Origin of the sequence: Paenibacillus sp. NPDC056933 (genome assembly GCF_042674385.1) — a bacterium.
Lineage (GTDB): Bacteria > Bacillota > Bacilli > Paenibacillales > Paenibacillaceae > Paenibacillus.
The window spans coordinates 72637-89054 of record NZ_JBHUQN010000002.1 but is presented as its reverse complement, the minus strand read 5'-3'; the positions used below and the strand labels follow the sequence as shown (position 1 = coordinate 89054).

Annotated in this window: 15 protein-coding genes; 11 read left to right on the top strand and 4 right to left on the bottom strand. The window is 46.0% G+C overall.

All coding sequences use genetic code 11. From position 1 onward, the window contains the following. Positions 1–130: 130 nt before the first annotated feature. The 7 genes from ACFTRD_RS15355 (at position 131) to ACFTRD_RS15325 (ending at position 6507) form a co-directional block, all read left to right on the top strand. A complete protein-coding gene (locus ACFTRD_RS15355) occupies positions 131–1198 on the top strand; it encodes an NAD(P)-dependent alcohol dehydrogenase (protein ID WP_379381534.1) in 1068 nt (355 codons plus the stop codon). 169 nt (positions 1199–1367) lie between these two features. Next, entirely contained in the window at positions 1368–1634 is a 267-nt protein-coding gene (locus ACFTRD_RS15350; protein WP_379381532.1) for an HPr family phosphocarrier protein, read from the top strand. A 144-nt stretch (positions 1635–1778) separates the two neighbouring features. After that, on the top strand, positions 1779–2027 hold the full coding sequence (locus ACFTRD_RS15345) for a type B 50S ribosomal protein L31 (RefSeq protein WP_062319704.1): 249 nt from the start codon (positions 1779–1781) through the stop codon (positions 2025–2027). 210 nt (positions 2028–2237) lie between these two features. Next, positions 2238–2543 (top strand): Dabb family protein, encoded by a 306-nt coding sequence (locus tag ACFTRD_RS15340; protein WP_379381529.1) that lies wholly within the window; start codon positions 2238–2240, stop codon positions 2541–2543. Positions 2544–2698: 155 nt separating this feature from the next. Continuing rightward, positions 2699–3460, top strand: coding sequence for an SDR family NAD(P)-dependent oxidoreductase (locus ACFTRD_RS15335; RefSeq protein ID WP_379381527.1), 762 nt, complete (start codon positions 2699–2701; stop codon positions 3458–3460). A gap of 227 nt (positions 3461–3687) precedes the next feature. Beyond that, positions 3688–5415, top strand: coding sequence for a ubiquinone-dependent pyruvate dehydrogenase (gene poxB, locus ACFTRD_RS15330; protein WP_379381525.1), 1728 nt, complete (start codon positions 3688–3690; stop codon positions 5413–5415). Positions 5416–5751: 336 nt separating this feature from the next. After that, positions 5752–6507 carry an SDR family NAD(P)-dependent oxidoreductase gene (locus ACFTRD_RS15325; protein ID WP_379381523.1) on the top strand — a complete coding sequence of 252 codons (756 nt, stop codon included), beginning with the start codon at positions 5752–5754 and terminating at the stop codon, positions 6505–6507. A 97-nt stretch (positions 6508–6604) separates the two neighbouring features. On the opposite strand, the gene ACFTRD_RS15320 is transcribed toward ACFTRD_RS15325, so the two are convergent. The 4 genes from ACFTRD_RS15320 to ACFTRD_RS15305 all read right to left on the bottom strand — a co-directional run bounded on the left by ACFTRD_RS15320 (position 6605) and on the right by ACFTRD_RS15305 (position 10037). Beyond that, positions 6605–7786, bottom strand: a complete 1182-nt coding sequence (locus ACFTRD_RS15320) for an MFS transporter (protein ID WP_379381521.1) — start codon at positions 7784–7786, stop codon at positions 6605–6607. A gap of 188 nt (positions 7787–7974) precedes the next feature. Continuing rightward, complete coding sequence (locus tag ACFTRD_RS15315; RefSeq protein WP_379381519.1) at positions 7975–8256, bottom strand: ArsR/SmtB family transcription factor; 282 nt, start codon at positions 8254–8256, stop codon at positions 7975–7977. A gap of 185 nt (positions 8257–8441) precedes the next feature. Continuing rightward, positions 8442–8786: a hypothetical protein gene (locus ACFTRD_RS15310; protein ID WP_379383057.1), complete on the bottom strand. Its 345-nt coding sequence runs from the start codon at positions 8784–8786 to the stop codon at positions 8442–8444. Between the two features lie 60 nt (positions 8787–8846). Further along, positions 8847–10037 (bottom strand): cytochrome P450 family protein, encoded by a 1191-nt coding sequence (locus ACFTRD_RS15305; RefSeq protein ID WP_379381517.1) that lies wholly within the window; start codon positions 10035–10037, stop codon positions 8847–8849. A 289-nt stretch (positions 10038–10326) separates the two neighbouring features. Here ACFTRD_RS15305 and ACFTRD_RS15300 point away from each other — a divergent pair, with 289 nt between their 5' ends. From ACFTRD_RS15300 to ACFTRD_RS15285, 4 genes are all read left to right on the top strand, one after another. After that, positions 10327–11304: an aldo/keto reductase gene (locus ACFTRD_RS15300; protein WP_379381515.1), complete on the top strand. Its 978-nt coding sequence runs from the start codon at positions 10327–10329 to the stop codon at positions 11302–11304. A 435-nt stretch (positions 11305–11739) separates the two neighbouring features. Continuing rightward, positions 11740–12840 carry an ATP-binding protein gene (locus tag ACFTRD_RS15295; protein ID WP_379381514.1) on the top strand — a complete coding sequence of 367 codons (1101 nt, stop codon included), beginning with the start codon at positions 11740–11742 and terminating at the stop codon, positions 12838–12840. After that, positions 12828–15230: a DUF5682 family protein gene (locus tag ACFTRD_RS15290; protein ID WP_379381513.1), complete on the top strand. Its 2403-nt coding sequence runs from the start codon at positions 12828–12830 to the stop codon at positions 15228–15230. The genes ACFTRD_RS15295 and ACFTRD_RS15290 overlap by 13 nt, the downstream gene beginning before the upstream one ends. Further along, positions 15215–16405, top strand: coding sequence for a VWA domain-containing protein (locus tag ACFTRD_RS15285; RefSeq protein ID WP_379381511.1), 1191 nt, complete (start codon positions 15215–15217; stop codon positions 16403–16405). The genes ACFTRD_RS15290 and ACFTRD_RS15285 overlap by 16 nt, the downstream gene beginning before the upstream one ends. The last annotated feature ends 13 nt before the right edge of the window (positions 16406–16418 follow it).

The window sequence follows — 16418 nt, the reverse complement described above, 5'->3', positions numbered from 1 at the left end:
AACAGCGATCGGAAGATGGTTCTGGCCGCGCAGCGGACAAGTGCTATAATCATTCGTTTAACTTTTATAGAACAGTCGAATCTTCTTCAGTGAAGAGCACAACGTTGGCAACATGAGAAGGAGGACATATATGGGACATCATCAATTACCCGAGACTATGAAGGCTGCCGTCATGACAGCACCTGGGAACATTATCATGGAGGAACAGGCTTTACCCCAGCCTGCTGATGACGAAGTGCTTATTAAGGTAATGGCGGTTGGCGTCTGCGGATCGGATGTGCATTATTTTGAACATGGCAGAATTGGCCGATTTGTGGTTGAGAAACCGATTATACTCGGACATGAATGTGCAGGTATCGTAGCATCTGTCGGCTCGAAAGTATCACGGTTGAAAGAAGGAGATCGGGTAGCAATTGAGCCTGGGGTAACCTGCGGTCGTTGTACGGCTTGTAAAGAAGGCCGATATAATCTGTGTCCCGATGTGCAATTTCTGGCGACACCTCCGGTGGATGGGGCATTTGTGCAGTACATGACAATCCGTGAAGATATGGTCTTTCCCATCCCGGATCATCTATCTTTTGAAGAGGCGGCGATGAACGAACCTTTCTCTGTAGGCATTCATGCTGCAAGACGCAGTAAACTGGCTCCTGGAACAACACTTGCCATTATGGGCATGGGACCTGTTGGACTGATGGCTGTGGCAGCTGCCAAATCGTTCGGTGTGGAACGCATCATCGTAACCGACCTGGAGGAAGTGAGACTGGAAGCCGCTCGTCGCATGGGCGCCACCCATACCATTAATGTACGGAATGAAGATGCACTGGCTGTGATCCGTGAGTTAACGAATGGTGTCGGTGTAGATACGGCGTGGGAAACAGCAGGTAATCCAAAGGCGCTTCAGTCTGCATTATATTCGCTCCGTCGCGGAGGCAAGCTTGCCATTGTAGGATTGCCTGCACAGGACGAAATTGCACTAAATGTTCCTTTTATTGCCGACAATGAGGTGGATATATACGGAATCTTCCGTTATGCCAATACGTATCCTACGGGAATTGAGTTTCTGAGCTCAGGCCAGCATAATGTGATGTCGCTGATTACCGACCGTTATTCACTTGAGGAGACACAACAGGCTATGGAACGGGCACTGCATAATAAGAGTGGAAGTCTGAAAGTAATGGTATATCCGAACGGGAAATGAATCCATTTCAAGGGAGCCCTGATGTTCAGGGTTTCTTTTTTTGTATTTTTCACCATAAAAGGATTAAACAAGCTTCCATAACGTGGTATAATGCTTGAAGATTTTAATATATAAAATCATACACAACAAAATTGGTTGAACAGCAACTTAGCGAAAGGAACTGAAGGTTGTGAGAACACATGAATTTATGATTCACTCCGATTTCCACCGGGATGATCTGATGTCTGTATCTTCTCAAGCGGCGCGTTTTTCCTCGGATATATCATTGTCATTTACGGATGCTGATCATGAGCATCGTGTAGATGTCAAAAGCCTGCTCGGAATGGCGCTTCTTCCCATTCGACACGGGAGTGTGGTGAGATTACAAACCCGGGGAAGAGATGAACTTGAAGCATTGGAATACATGCTAAACGTACTGGAGAAAGGCATAACTTGAACTTTGAAATCTGTGCAGATCAGTGTGAATTGTAAAATAATTATCGTTTCTTCAATTCCGACTGGTACTTCGTCCAAAAAAAGAGTATAATAAAGTTTAGTTCTATTCTAGGAAGTACCCATATTAAAGGAGTGTAAATAGATTATGCCAAAAGCTGACATCCATCCAAAGACACAAACTGTAATTTTCTTCGATGCAAGTGCTGATTACAAATTCCTGAGTTCTTCGACTAAATTCTCGAACGAAACAATGGAATGGGAAGATGGCAACACTTACCCGGTAATCCGTGTGGACACTAGCTCCGCATCCCACCCATTCTTCACAGGTAAACAAAGAAACGTGGACATCGGTGGACGTGTTGATAAATTTAACCGTAAATACAACATCAAATAGTTTGTCCTACCATTACAAGAAAACCTCGGGGATTTATCTCCGGGGCTTTTTTGTGTTTTGCCTGCCAATAACCGATAGTTAACATGAGATAGCTGTCCGTGTCCAGATCAGCAACGATAAATAAATAATTGCATACAATTATTGCGCTTACATATCAAACGGAGGTACACTAGGAAGCAGAGTGAAATCATACTTGAGGAGGAAATAGAGATGAGTAGCATCAAACATATGGTAACGTTTACACTTTACGCAGGCAAGGGTACACCTGAAGCTGAGGCATTTTTGAAAGAAAGTGCGGATGCACTGACGAAGATTCCAGGTGTGGAGCAATTTGAGGTACTGCGTCAGGTAAGCGAAAAGAACGAGTTTGATTACAGTTTCTCGATGGTATTTGCCGATCAGGCTGCGTATGATGCCTATAATGATCACCCCGTTCACTGTAAGTATGTCGAAGAACGGTGGGAAAAGGAAGTTAGTCGCTTCCAGGAAATCGATCTGATTCAGCACGGAAAGTAATAAACCGATGGATCACAATGAATAAAACAGAATAATAGCCAAATACCGAAATCGTTTTCTATCTTATTATTGAGTCCAATCTTTGTCGAATCCTTTTTTCTTTATTGCTAAATTTCGTTAATACACATGTTGTTTAAAGGAGGGGACCTATCCCTATGAAATTAGATCTTACAGGTAAAACGGCGCTGGTGACTGGAGCAACCGGCCAATTGGGAAGGGTCATCGCTCGTACGCTGGCAGACTGTGGTGCAAACCTCGCGCTGCATTACATAAATAATGAAACAAAGGCCAGAGAGCTTCAAGGCGAGATTGAAGCTCTCGGTCGGAAAACGGTCATTGTTCAGGGTGATATCACCAAACAAGAAACCGCATTTCAGATGCGTGATGAAATTCAGTCCAGCCTCGGCGATGTGGATATTGTGGTTGCCAATGCGGTTATCCAATATGCCTGGACAACCGTGCTGGAACAATCACCGGACGATTATATAAGCCAGTTTGAATCTTGCGTGATGCAGAGTGTCTATCTTGCAAAAGCATTCATTCCAACGATGAAGGAAGCAAGAGCTGGTCGATTTATTGGTATCAATACGGAATGTGCGATGCAAAATTTTGCTACCCAGTCTGCGTATACGGCGGGAAAACGCGGGATGGACGGTTTGTACCGTGTGCTGGCGAAGGAGGTAGGCGAGTATCAGATTACGGTCAACCAGGTTGCGCCAGGATGGACAATCAGTGAACGTGATCGGACCAGTGAGCCGGGATATGATGAGGGTTATATTCAAACGGTTCCGCTGAAGCGCAGAGGTGAAGATCAGGAAATCGCCAATGCGGTAGCTTTTTTAGCATCCGATCTGTCCTCTTTTATCACTGGGGCTTATATCCCGGTCAGTGGCGGCAATGTGATGCCAGCAATCTAAATCTGCTGATGGATGTGCATGAATTCAAGTATGAAATAAACAGTATTATAAACCATTGTAGAACCATGATCCGCTTGTCAGTCCATGACTAGCGGGTTTTTTATTTTATATATCCATAAATACATATGATTTGTTTCGGGTTTCAAAAGATTGGGGTATAAGAATAGGTATATTAACACGGTGGAAACCTAACTCAAAATAAGCGAAAAAAGGAGACCCGACCTGACATGAAAAAAACAATAGCAGACGTTCTGGTCGAAGCATTATTGAACGCAGGCATCAAACGCATATATGGTATTGTTGGAGACTCCTTGAATGCGGTCCTCGATTCCATCCGCCGTTCGGGTAAAATTGAATGGATTCATGTCCGCCATGAAGAAGTGGCTGCTTTTGCGGCCGGGGCAGATGCCCAAGTGAGCGGAAGTATCGCCGTATGCGCAGGCAGCAGCGGACCGGGAAACATGCACTTGATTAACGGTTTGTATGACTGTCATCGGAATCGTGTGCCAGTACTTGCCATCGCAGCACATATTCCTAGTGATGAGATCGGAAGTGAGTATTTTCAGGCGACTCATCCAGAGTATTTGTTTCAGGAATGCAGTCATTATTGTGAGGTGATTACAACGGCAAAACAGATGCCGCGTTCCTTTACGATGGCAATGCAAACCGCAGTTGCGCGATCAGGCGTTTCCGTGATTGTATTGCCTGGGGACGTAGCCGCTCTGGAAGCGGCCGATCTGCCCGTACCGGAGCATGTGTATCATGCCACCCAGCCTGTTGTACATCCTTCCGAACCTGAACTGTTGAAACTGGCGGGGTTTCTGAATCAAGGCAAAAACATTACGTTGCTATGCGGAGCAGGCTGCGCTGGTGCGCGTGAACCTCTCATGCAGCTCTGTGATCGCTTGAAATCCCCTATGGTTATTGCTCTGCGAGGCAAGGAATATCTGGAGTACGATAACCCATACTCGGTGGGCCTAACCGGATTAATTGGGTATTCCTCCGGTTACCATGCCATGATGGACTGTGACGTGCTGTTAATGCTGGGAACGGATTTTCCGTACCGTCAATTCTACCCTGATGATGCAGTGGTACTTCAAGTGGATATTCAGTCTTCTCATCTTGGTCGTCGTACAAAGCTGGACTATGGGGTATGTGGAGACGTGAAAGCTACGATTGAAACTTTATTGCCTTATCTGACGGAAGAGCATAGTGACAAGCATTTGCATAAAAGTGTGGAACGTTACGAAAAAGTGCGTAAAGAATTGGATGAGCTTGCTGTAGGAAAACCCGGAAAAACGCCAATTCATCCTCAGTACTTAACCAAGCTCATCAGCGAAGCTGCAGCGGACAATGCGATCTTCACCTGCGATGTAGGTACACCAACCGTTTGGGCAGCTCGCTACATTGAAATGAGCCGCAATCGCCGCTTGCTGGGTTCATTCAGTCATGGTACCATGGCGAATGCTCTTCCGCAGGCCATTGGAGCTCAAGTGTCAGATCCGGGAAGACAAGTGATATCCTTATCCGGTGATGGCGGGATTGCCATGCTGATGGGTGATCTTCTGACGCTTAAACAGCATAATCTGCCAATTAAAGTTGTCGTGTTTAACAACGGAGCTCTCAGTTTCGTTGAACTGGAGATGAAGGCTGCGGGTTTGCTTGAATCCGGTACCGAGCTGGTAAATCCCAATTTTGCCATGGTAGCCCAAGCGATGGGCCTGGAGGGAATACGTGTTGAAGATCCGGGTGAACTGAAAGGGGCTATAGAGCGTGCATTGCAGCATGATGGTCCTGTACTGATCGACGTCGTGGTGAACCGGCAGGAGCTGTCCCTGCCTCCGAAGATTAATATGAAACAGGCCCAAGGCTTCACTTTGTGGATGATGAAGGCGGTACTGAATGGGCGCGGCGATGAGCTGATCGAGCTGGCAAAAACCAATTTGCTAAGATAGGTATTATGTCCTCTAGTATTATCGAGCCGTGTTAAACTGTTGATCTGACAATGTATTGCATGAATATAAACTATACATCTCACCCAATAGAAGGAGACCTCTACCCGCTTTTATTAAGGACTCTCCTTCTTGAGGTGTCTGGCATGTGATAAATATTATAATAACAGTCATATGCTATGAATTGTTTTAAAGTCATAACTCCATTAAAATAGGTATAGCCAGCAGGCTTTTAATTTTTTTGCCCCTACATAGTTACATACCAATGCAAGACCGCTTCATATCGAATGAACCGATCCGATGACAGATGACGAACACACACACATGGAGGAGATCAGAATGAGTCACAAAGGAAAAGTAGCAATTATCACTGGAGCAGGAAGTGGATTGGGCCAAGCGACCGCGCTGAAGCTTGCTGAGAAGGGCGCTTCTATTGTGGTTGTTGATCTCGTAGCAGAGACAGGCAAGGAAACTGTTAATCAGATTGAGCAGCTGGGTGGTAAAGCGATTTTTGTACAAGCGGATGTTAGCAAAGCGAACGAGGTAGAGAATTATGTAAACAAAACGATCGAGCAATTCGGCCGAATTGACATGTTCTTCAATAATGCCGGGATCGCTGGTCCTGGTATCAAATTAATTGAGCATACCATCGAGCAGTTTGACCAGATCATTGATATTAACTTGAGAAGTGTATTTTACGGGTTGAAATACGTCATTACTGAAATGCTCAAAACAGGCGGTGGTTCAATCGTGAATACCGCATCTACAGCAGGAATTGTTGGTGTTCCGGCAGTTGCGCCATATGCAGCGACGAAGCATGGTGTAGTTGGACTGACACGAACAGCTGCCATTGAATATGGCAAAGAAAATATTCGGGTGAATGCCATTGCCCCTGGTACGATTGAGACACCAATGGTGGTTCAGTTTGGTAAGGATAACCCGGAAGTGTTCAAAGCGACTATGGAGAGTATTCCGTCCGGCCGTCTAGGCAAGCCTGAGGAGATTGCCAATCTGGTATCCTTCCTGCTTGGAGATGAAGCTCCGTACATTAATGGCGCTGTTTATCCAATTGATGGTGCGGTAACTGCACAATAAGGCATTAATCCGAATGAATAAGAAAGAGAGGATACTGTAATGTCACAGTACCTCTCTTTTTGCATATTACCATTTTTATTCTTGAGATTATGCTCCATCAGGCCACATTGGAAGAATCGGTTTGAGCTACAGTGGCACCTGCCGAACGATAGGCCAGAATGATAATGATCATTGCAATCACAACTCCTGCAGCTCCAATCCAGGTGATGGATGACAACGAAACTGCACTCACAGCAATACCTCCTACACCGGCACCAGCAGCCATCGCCAGCTGCATAACCGAACTGTTCAGACTGAGCATAATCCCGGATGATTCCGGGGACATCGTAACGAGATTATATTGCTGTGTTGGACCGGAAGACCAGGCGGCGAATGACCACAGAATCAACACAATGAAGACGGTCGCACCTGAATGAGCCGTGACGTTCAGCATCATCAGGCTTACGACATGCAAAGCCATACCCATGAGGAGTGTTCTTTTTACTCCCAAACGATCGGCGCTGAATCCTCCGGATTTGGAACCAATGAGACTTGCAATGCCAAAGGCCAGCAAAGCAGAACTTAACAACGTTTCGCTCATGCCCGCAATAGATACCAGGTAAGGTGAAATATAGGTATAGGCAATGGAATAGCCTCCTAACCAGAAAAAGGTGACAAGCAGCGCAAATCCGATGCGAGGTTGTTTAAGCAAGGCTAGTTGTTTTTTCAAAGGAACCGGCGTTTCCCCTTCCGATGAAGGGATCGTAGATGCGATAACCACCATGGCAATGATACCCAAAATCGCGATGCCTGCAAATACAAGTTTCCAGTCCCAAGCCGCAGCAACCATTCTTCCCAAAGGAACCCCCACGATCAATGAGGCGGTAAACCCGGTAATGACCGTTGCGATGGCGCTGGCCTGTTTGCCCTCAGCGGCTATTTTGGCTGCGACGGTCAAGGCTGTAACAACGACGACTCCGGCTCCAAGAGCCATCAGGACTCGTGCAGCGATGAAGAGCCCATATCCGGGCAACAGGTAGGCCAAGACGTTACCTGCAACAAACAGACCCAGAAAGTAGAGCAACAGCTTGCGTCGATCCATGCGGGAAGTTAACGCGATGATTATGGGTGTTCCGATTGCATAAACGAGTGAAAAGATCGTAATCAGTTGTCCCGCAGCAATTAATGAAATATTCATGGTGTCCGAGATCCGGTCCAGAATACCGGCAATGACATATTCGGAGGTCCCTACGAGAAAGCTGACCAAGGCGAGAACATAGATTTTCCATGTTTTAGACATAAGCAAAAAACCTCTTTCTGATTATTATTATATTTTTAGAAATATAGAAATAAAGACGGGAGATCGGGAACACCAATTCATCAATGTCCCATGATGCTTTGTATTTCATGAAGTCGGATAGACAATAGCAATGTCATAACGATTGATTTTATATTTCTAGTATTATAGAAATATAAAACAAAATTTTATCAATCCAACAAATAAGGGGCAAATCTCTGTACAACATCCGTATTCAGGCTGTAGTAAATATACGTACCTTTCTTTTGTGATGTCAGCAAACCACAATCGGATAGCTGTTTCAAGTGATGAGATAACGTGGAGAGCGCAACGGTTACAAGGCGATTTTCCAAATCAGCAGGACACAGGTTGCCCTCACCCGCAAGGATCTGGATGATTTTATATCTCGTTTGTTCGCCCAGTGCTTTATGAATTTTGACGGCCTGTTCAGTATCATTCGAATGGGGTTGCATCAAGATCGCTCCTTTCGTCTTTATTTCTTATTTCTATAAATATTGAAATAACTTTATCATGCCTTTGGCAAAAAGTAAACTCCCCACATCGATCAATGCTCCCAGTCTGAAAACAAATCAACTGAAAGCATCAAACTTTGCGGGGGGTTGGGATTCTAGAGTTCTATGAACAAGATGAACATGAATTACCGTCGTTCAAGAGATTCAACATAGTCTTTGGCATCTTTAAGAGACAGATTTCTGGCTTCACGAGCCTTCTTGATCGCTATTATTTTTTTGCCCTGTTGTGCAAGTGCCTGTAATTCCGTATCAAGTTCGGTCCAATCAGCCGGATTCGGTGGAGGTGAAGAACTATTCATTGGAGGGGAGTTATAGCTAAAAGAGGACTGCGCAGTACTGCCTGCCCCATTCTCCAACCGCTCTACATCCCTTTTCAGTTCATTCAATTGAGCCTGTAGACTGGTGACTCGAAACAATAAGATAAGGATAAGAAGTGAAAATACGATCCAAACAATAGTGTTTATTTCCATGTAGTTCATTGCCTCGCTCTCATGATTCATGTTGATGGAGCTCATGTTGATGGAGAACTCTTATTTAAGCTGTATCGGGATTTCCTTAACCCCTCGAATATTCACTCCAGGTCTCCATTCAAGTTCATTCACATCAGCCTGAAGCTGCAAATTGGGAAAGCGGCGAAGCAGTGTATTGATGGCAATCTCGCCTTCCAGTCTCGCAAGAGGTGCCCCCAGGCAGAGATGAATGCCTTTGCCAAAGGCCAGGTGCGAGCTCTTCTCGCGAGTGATGTCAAAGACATCCGCATCCTTAAATTTCTCTTCATCTCGGTTGGCTGAGTCCAGCGCAACGATAACAAGTTCGCCTTCAGCTATGTGATGTCCATGAAATTCGATATCTTCCGATGCCCAGCGAGACGTACTGAATTCAACAGGACCGTTAAAACGGAGCATTTCCTCCACAGCTTTATGAATTAATTCAGGCTGCTTGATCAGCAGATCGCGTTGATCGGGGTGCTCCAAAAGGGCAAGTACGCCATTGCCGATGAGATTAACCGTTGTTTCGTGTCCAGCGATGATCAACAGAGCAACAACACCAAGCAGTTCCTTTTCGGATAGCTTTTCTCCTGATTCCTCTGCCACGACAAGCTGACTGATCAGATCGTCGCCCGGCTGCTCGCGTACTTTGGCGAACCAGGCATTCAGGTAATCAATGAACTCTTTGGCATGCTGATTAAAGACTTCGTCATTCTCCTCACTTGTCGCATCGATGATGGAGTTGGACCATAACCGGAATTTGTCCTGGTCTTCAAGCGGTACGCCGAGGATCTCGCTAATGACAATAATCGGTAATGGAAAAGCGAACTCATCGATCAGATTCATTTTGTCCTGGGAATTAAGATTATCCAGAAGATCGTCGGCAATATCCTGAATATGGCTTCTCATGCCCTCGATCAATTTGGGCGTAAAAGCTTTTTGTACGAGTCCACGCAGCCGTCGATGGTCAGGTGGGTCAGAAAAAAGCATGTTATGCACAAAAATGTTCTGCTGATCTTGTCCGTAACGCTTGACCACATCCTTACTGAAGCGGTTGTCTTTCAATACCTCGACTGCATCCTCATATTGTGTGATCATCCAGCCGAATTCGCCATGAGGAAACATCATTCTGAACACTGGATTGTTGGCTCTCAAGTTTTCATAAACAGGGTAGGGATTGTGGGTGAATTCCTTGGTGAAGAACTCCGACTTTGAAGTTTCATTTGTACTCAAATGGTTAATCTCCTCTCATCACAAGCTCCTAATGTCACTTGCCCTTTTCTAAGCGATCATATGTTGATTTCGGTGGCTTCATACGAAAAGCCTGCACCAAGTATATATTCAATATTTAAACGATTGAAACCTTGTTTTAACGAACCGTTTTGATATGAAAACCCAATAAAGCGGAATGACTCCAACTTAAGAGTTAAGTCAAATCATATAGCAGGTAAATAGAGGGAGGGTAAAGAAGAACTAGTATTAGGAAAGAAAATGAAAAATAACAAGCCAAGGAGAGTGCGTTATGTCCATATCACAGCTACCCCTGCACCATCGCCAGATTCCCGCTAGTCCGCTTGTACTTGGTTGTATGCGTTTCGGAGGCGATTGGGATGGCATGCCGATTACCGAAGAACTTGTATTGGAAGGACACAAGGCTGTAGAGGCAGCACTCGAAATAGGAATTAACCATTATGATCTGGCGGATATTTATACACGAGGTAAAGCAGAACATGTCATGGGCCGTGTCCTATCCGAGCGAAAGGGTCTAAGGGAGCAGATCATTCTGCAATCCAAATGCGGCATACGTCTCGTTGGTGATGACGAAGGACCTCAACGATATGATTCTTCCGGTACACATATTTTAGCGAGTGTGGATGGTATTCTTACGCGTTTGGGCGTTGAGTATCTGGACATTTTATTGCTTCATCGTCCTGATCCGCTTGCGCATCCGCAAGAGATTGGGGAAGCACTGGCGAAACTGCATCAAGCTGGCAAAGTCCGTCATTTTGGCGTGTCCAATATGGGTTCCGAACAGATTCGTCTTCTTCAACTGCATAGCAGCATGCCTTTGATTGTCAATCAGCTTGAGATGAGTTTGGACAAAATCGGGTTTGTGGAGGCGGGAGTCACCGTTAATCGACCCCAAGCCAAAGACAATGTCTTTCCTTATGGGACGATGGAATATTGTCAGGCGGAGCATATTCAATTGCAGGCATGGGGACCGCTCGCGCAGGGTCGATTTACAGGCAGGGTTGTTGAAGGACAACGCCCGGAAATTGAGCTCACAGCCCAATTGGTGGATCGGATGGCGAAGGAGCGAGGGGTTACCCCGGAAGTGATCGTATTGGCTTGGTTAATGAAACATCCGGCAGGTATTCAACCCGTGATCGGTTCGATTCGTCCAGAACGTATTCTGGCCTGTCGGGACGCTGCCAAAACGGAATTGACTCGGTATGAATGGTACGAGCTGTATTCCGCATCATGTGGAAGAAGAATGTAAAGTAAAGTTCAGATGGATAGAAGATGCCCGAATTTTTAGAGGGATACTACTTTAGGGCCAGACAATTGAATATAAGAGGAAGATGATTGGGAGATACAGGTTGCGGCCTGTGTTTCTTTTAGGATTCAGGGCTTAATCTGCTTGAACCACCCTACGGATCGTTTACTATTCAATAGGGACATATAGCCTATAACAAAAGTGCTTTTGAAACAAGAAACGGAATTCCGTTTTATTTCTTAGATATCGGCATATAAGGAAAGGAGCAAGGCGTTCACAATTGTGCTATGAACCATGTCCATGTGCTTATGCGAAATGCTGATAAGAAGGACGTTTCAACCATTTTTATCGATTTCTGCGTTCGTTGAAAGGCCCCTGTGATAAGATACTACTAATAAGAACATACGATCTGTTTGTATGAGAGGAGAAACCTTGACGATGGAGATGCTTAAGCCACCCGCCGAGACATTATATGACACAGAATTAAGGGCCTTGCGAGAAGAAGATACGGGAAAGCGTCCTCCAAACTGGCTGCTGTCCCCGGCCTATGTCAGAGATTTTATTATTGGCAGAGATAAGCCCGCCATACTGGACGGAGAAGAGGTTCCCATTACGCGGAAGTTTTATGGCAACGATGTACTGATTGAACGAGCGGTGGTGACTCTGGCAGGCAATCGGGGCTTGATGCTGGTAGGGGAACCCGGTACGGCCAAGACCATGCTCAGTGAATTGCTGACCGCAGCCATTTCCGGTACCAGTCTGAACACGATTCAGGGTACAGCAGGTACAACCGAAGACATGATCAAATATTCATGGAATTACGCCATGCTGCTGGATAAAGGCCCCTCCGAAGCGGCACTTGTACCGTCGCCGCTATATAACGGGATGAAGAAAGGGATTCTTACCCGTTTTGAAGAGATTACCCGTTGTCCTGCTGAAGCGCAGGATAGTCTGATCAGTATTCTGAGTGACAAGGTGATGAGTATTCCTGAACTGGATGGCGGTGTGCTGTTTGCCAAACCGGGGTTTAACGTGATCGCTACGGCGAACATTCGTGACAAGGGTGTCAATGAAATGAGTGGTGCGTTGAAGCGTCGTTTCAATTTTGAGACGATCAAACCGATCAGCAGTGTGAAAATGGAAGCCAAAATTATTGAATCTCAGGCGCGCAGCCTGTTATTACATAGCGGGATCGATACCGAGATTAATTCGGATGTGGTTGAATTGTTGGCCACGACATTTATGGAGCTTCGCACGGGAATAACGCGGGAAGGTTACAAGCTGGATACTCCCCAAGCGTCCATGAGTACGGCTGAAGCCGTATCTGTATATGTACAGAGTGCAATGACTTCCTATTATTACGAAGACAAGGGAATTGCTTTGGATCGGATGGTGCAGAACATGCTGGGGACTATCGCGAAAGAAAGCGACAAGGATCTGTCCATTCTCAAAACCTACTTCTCCAAGGTCGTGAAGGAGCGTTCCAGAGAAGAGGGGATCTGGAAGGATTATTATGAGGAGAAGAAATGGATCGGTTAACAGGAAAATCGAATCTGGATGTTGCCCAGTTACAGACGCTATTTGAGTCTAAAGTGTATAACCTGAACAAAGGCACGCTTTATTTTCCCATACGTCACCACAGCCCGGCCTGTTCCTATCATTTGCTGCGATTGATTGAAGAATACAAGCCTGACAGCATTCTAATCGAAGGGCCTGAAAGCGGGAATCCGTTGCTTCAAGTTCTGGCTGATGAGGCAACGATACCTCCTGTCAGTCTTTACTACACCTATGAGAGTGAAGATGAGAGAGCGGCCTGTTATTATCCGATGCTTCGTTACTCTCCTGAATATGTCGCTCTCAAAGAAGCAGCTCGGCTGAGCATCCCTGCAACATTTATCGACCTGGACTATCATCATTTCTCTAAGTCCGGCAAGGCAGAACAGCGGGAGATGTCCATTCAAGACGAAACATTACTTGCAGGGTCAGAGTTTATCCAACGTTTATGTCAAAAAACAAACTGTCGAAGTTTCGATGAATTGTGGGAGAGCGTATTTGAGATTGGTGGTCTGGAGAAGTCAACGCAGGCATTTGTACAGGATGTATTCACATACTGCACCTTATCCCGGATGTGTTATTCAGCGGAGCGGTTGCACAGCACAGGTGATCTCGCAAGAGAAGCACATATGAGGAGACGGATTGAGCAAGCCGGGCAGGAGCATGAACGTGTGCTTGTTATCACCGGCGGATTTCATACCTATGGACTGCTGATATCCGAAAATGATGGGACGGACTCAGAAGAGATGGCGATGCAAGAGCATGCGAAGGTTCAGCATTCGGTGCATCAGCAGATGTATCCCATGGTCTACACGTTTGCCGAAGCGGATCGACTGAATGGTTATGCAAGTGGAATGCCTTACGTGAATTATTATGAACTGATCTGGACCCAGCTGCTTCGGCAAAAGGGCTCCGTGTATAATTTGACTGCTTTGGACTTGTTATCCCGACTAACCCGCAAGCTAAGGGAAGGGCATGAACATGTATCAACCAGTGACGCCATTGAGGCGTATAGCATGGTTCAGGGTCTCGCAGGACTGAGGGGGAAAAGGGAAGGCGGTGTCTATGAGCTGATGGATGCAGCACGTTCTTCCTTTGTTAAGGGGGAACTTACGCTAGCTTCGGATAAACCGCTGCAAGAACTGCACAAATTGCTAACCGGGGATGTCATAGGAAAAGTAGCCCCGAACCCATTCAGTATTCCGATCGTTGAGGATTTCAAAGAGCGCTGCACAGAGTCCAAACTTCAAATTCGTACTACAGGCCAACATAAGAAAGTGCTTGATGTATATGCCAAACCAGATCATCGTCGGCAAAGTCAATTGTTTCAATGCATGATTTATCTCGTCCCAGAGTTTGCGAAGAGGCAATCAGGACCCGATTGGATTGCACAGCGTGACATGAACCTTGTTCGGGAGACGTGGGTATACACCTATTCCTCCAGAATTGAGGCTCGATTAATCGAGAATTCACTATATGGAGGCACCATTCGGGAAGCTGCCACCCGCAAGATGGAAGAAGAGATGATGGGGATACCGGATCATCACAGTGGTGACCTGGCCAAATCCATGCTTCAAGCTCTGCTCATGGGTCTGCAGGATACAGCAATGAAGCTGTATGAACAAGTGAGGTCAGCGCTTCGAAAGGATGGGAATTTCCTGTCGTTGTGTGGAAGCCTTCATCTGTTGAACCGAATTCAGCAGCACCGCAGACTTCTTGGGTTGTATGAAGAAGAGCAGCTCCTTAACCTCGTATCCGAAGCTTATAACAATGCTGTTGACAAACTGATGCAGCTCTCAAGAACGAATTCGGATGAACATGAAGCAATTGTTCAGGGACTGAAGCTGCTTGCCATGCTGGCAGAGTCGTCCGAAGAGCATTTTCGCGATGAGACTTTCAGGGCACACCTGAATGAACTTCTGTCAGACAGCCAACTTCCGGCACAGCTGGAGGGGGTATGTATAGCCATATCTTCAGGGCTTGGGGACAGGCATAAGGAGGAGATTGTGGATCGGGCACGTGGGTATATCCGTGGATCGCAGGAACAGACCCGACAGACTGCACTTTATCTACAGGGTGTGTTCTCTGTAGCGCGTGACGCTTTTCTGTATGAAGATCAGCTTTTATCAGAATTGAATTATATGATTGAGCAACTTGATTATGAAGAGTTTATTCGCATGATTCCTGAACTTCGCTTGGCGTTTACCTACTTTACACCGATGGAGACAGGCCTAATTGCAGATCGGGTTGCGAACCTGCATCAGGCAGAGGCCGAAGAGATGTCATGGTCTTCCGTTGACGAGCGACTGCTGATTCAGACGAGAACATGGGATGAAGCCCTTCGGAAGGAGTTTGACGCATGGAAGCTGATCTGAATGAGCTGGATACAACCAAGGGGATTTTGAAAGATAGTTCAAAACTTAACCGGGCAGAAACCTTAAACCGTTGGCGCCTCATTCTGGGCGAATCTGCCGAAGAAGGGTTGTCCAATGCAGATGATTACTCCCCCGATGATTTTAAATATACCGAAGTCGATGAGATTCTGGGATATCTGTATCATCGCGAATACGGTGAAGAGCAAGGTTACCGAAAAGGTGGAGGACGAGGCTCTTCGGATCTGACTGTTCCAAAATGGTTGCATAAAGTCAGGGAATTGTTCCCGAAACCAACGGTGGAAATCCTCGAGAAGCAGGCCCTTGACCGGTATGGCCTAACCGAATTGTTAACGGACAAAAAACTGCTGGAATCTCTCGAACCCAATATGAACCTGCTCAAGAATATTATGCAATTCAAGGGCCGAATGAAAGGCGACGTGTTAAAGAGCGCCAAGGAAATCGTACGAGTCGTGGTTGAAGAGTTACGACGCAAACTCGAATCTCAGACCAAAGCAAGCATTGTGGGGAAACGCAGCCGCTATGCATCCAGTTCGGTGCGCTCCTTGCGTAATCTGAATTTCAAGCAGACCATCACCAAGAACTTGAAGAATTATGACAAAAACAATCGCAGATTTGTCATTGAACGTCTATATTTTGACGGGAATATCCAGTCTCATAACAAATGGGACATCATTATTGGTGTGGATGAGAGCGGAAGCATGCTGGATTCAGTGATATACAGTTCGGTGATGGCCAGCATTTTCTATCGCCTGAATGCACTTCGTACGAAATTGTTTATTTTTGACACACAGGTTGTCGATTTGAGTGACAGGCTGGAAGATCCGGTAGATGTGCTCATGAATGTACAGCTTGGCGGGGGCACGCATATAACCAAGGCACTCCGTTATGGTGAGACGTTAATCGAAAATCCTGGAAAAACGATATACATTCTCGTTAGCGATCTGGAAGAGGGTTACCCGATCCAACACATGTATAAGGCATGTAAGGATATTCTGGATACAGGCTGCAAATTGCTTGTATTGACCGCACTCGATTTTAACGGAGATACCGTGTACAACAAACATGCTGCGCAGACGTTATCCAATATGGGTGCACATGTAGCTGCGATTACACCCAATGAGTTGGCGGACTGGATTGGCGAAATTATTACTTGAGCAGCGAGATGAA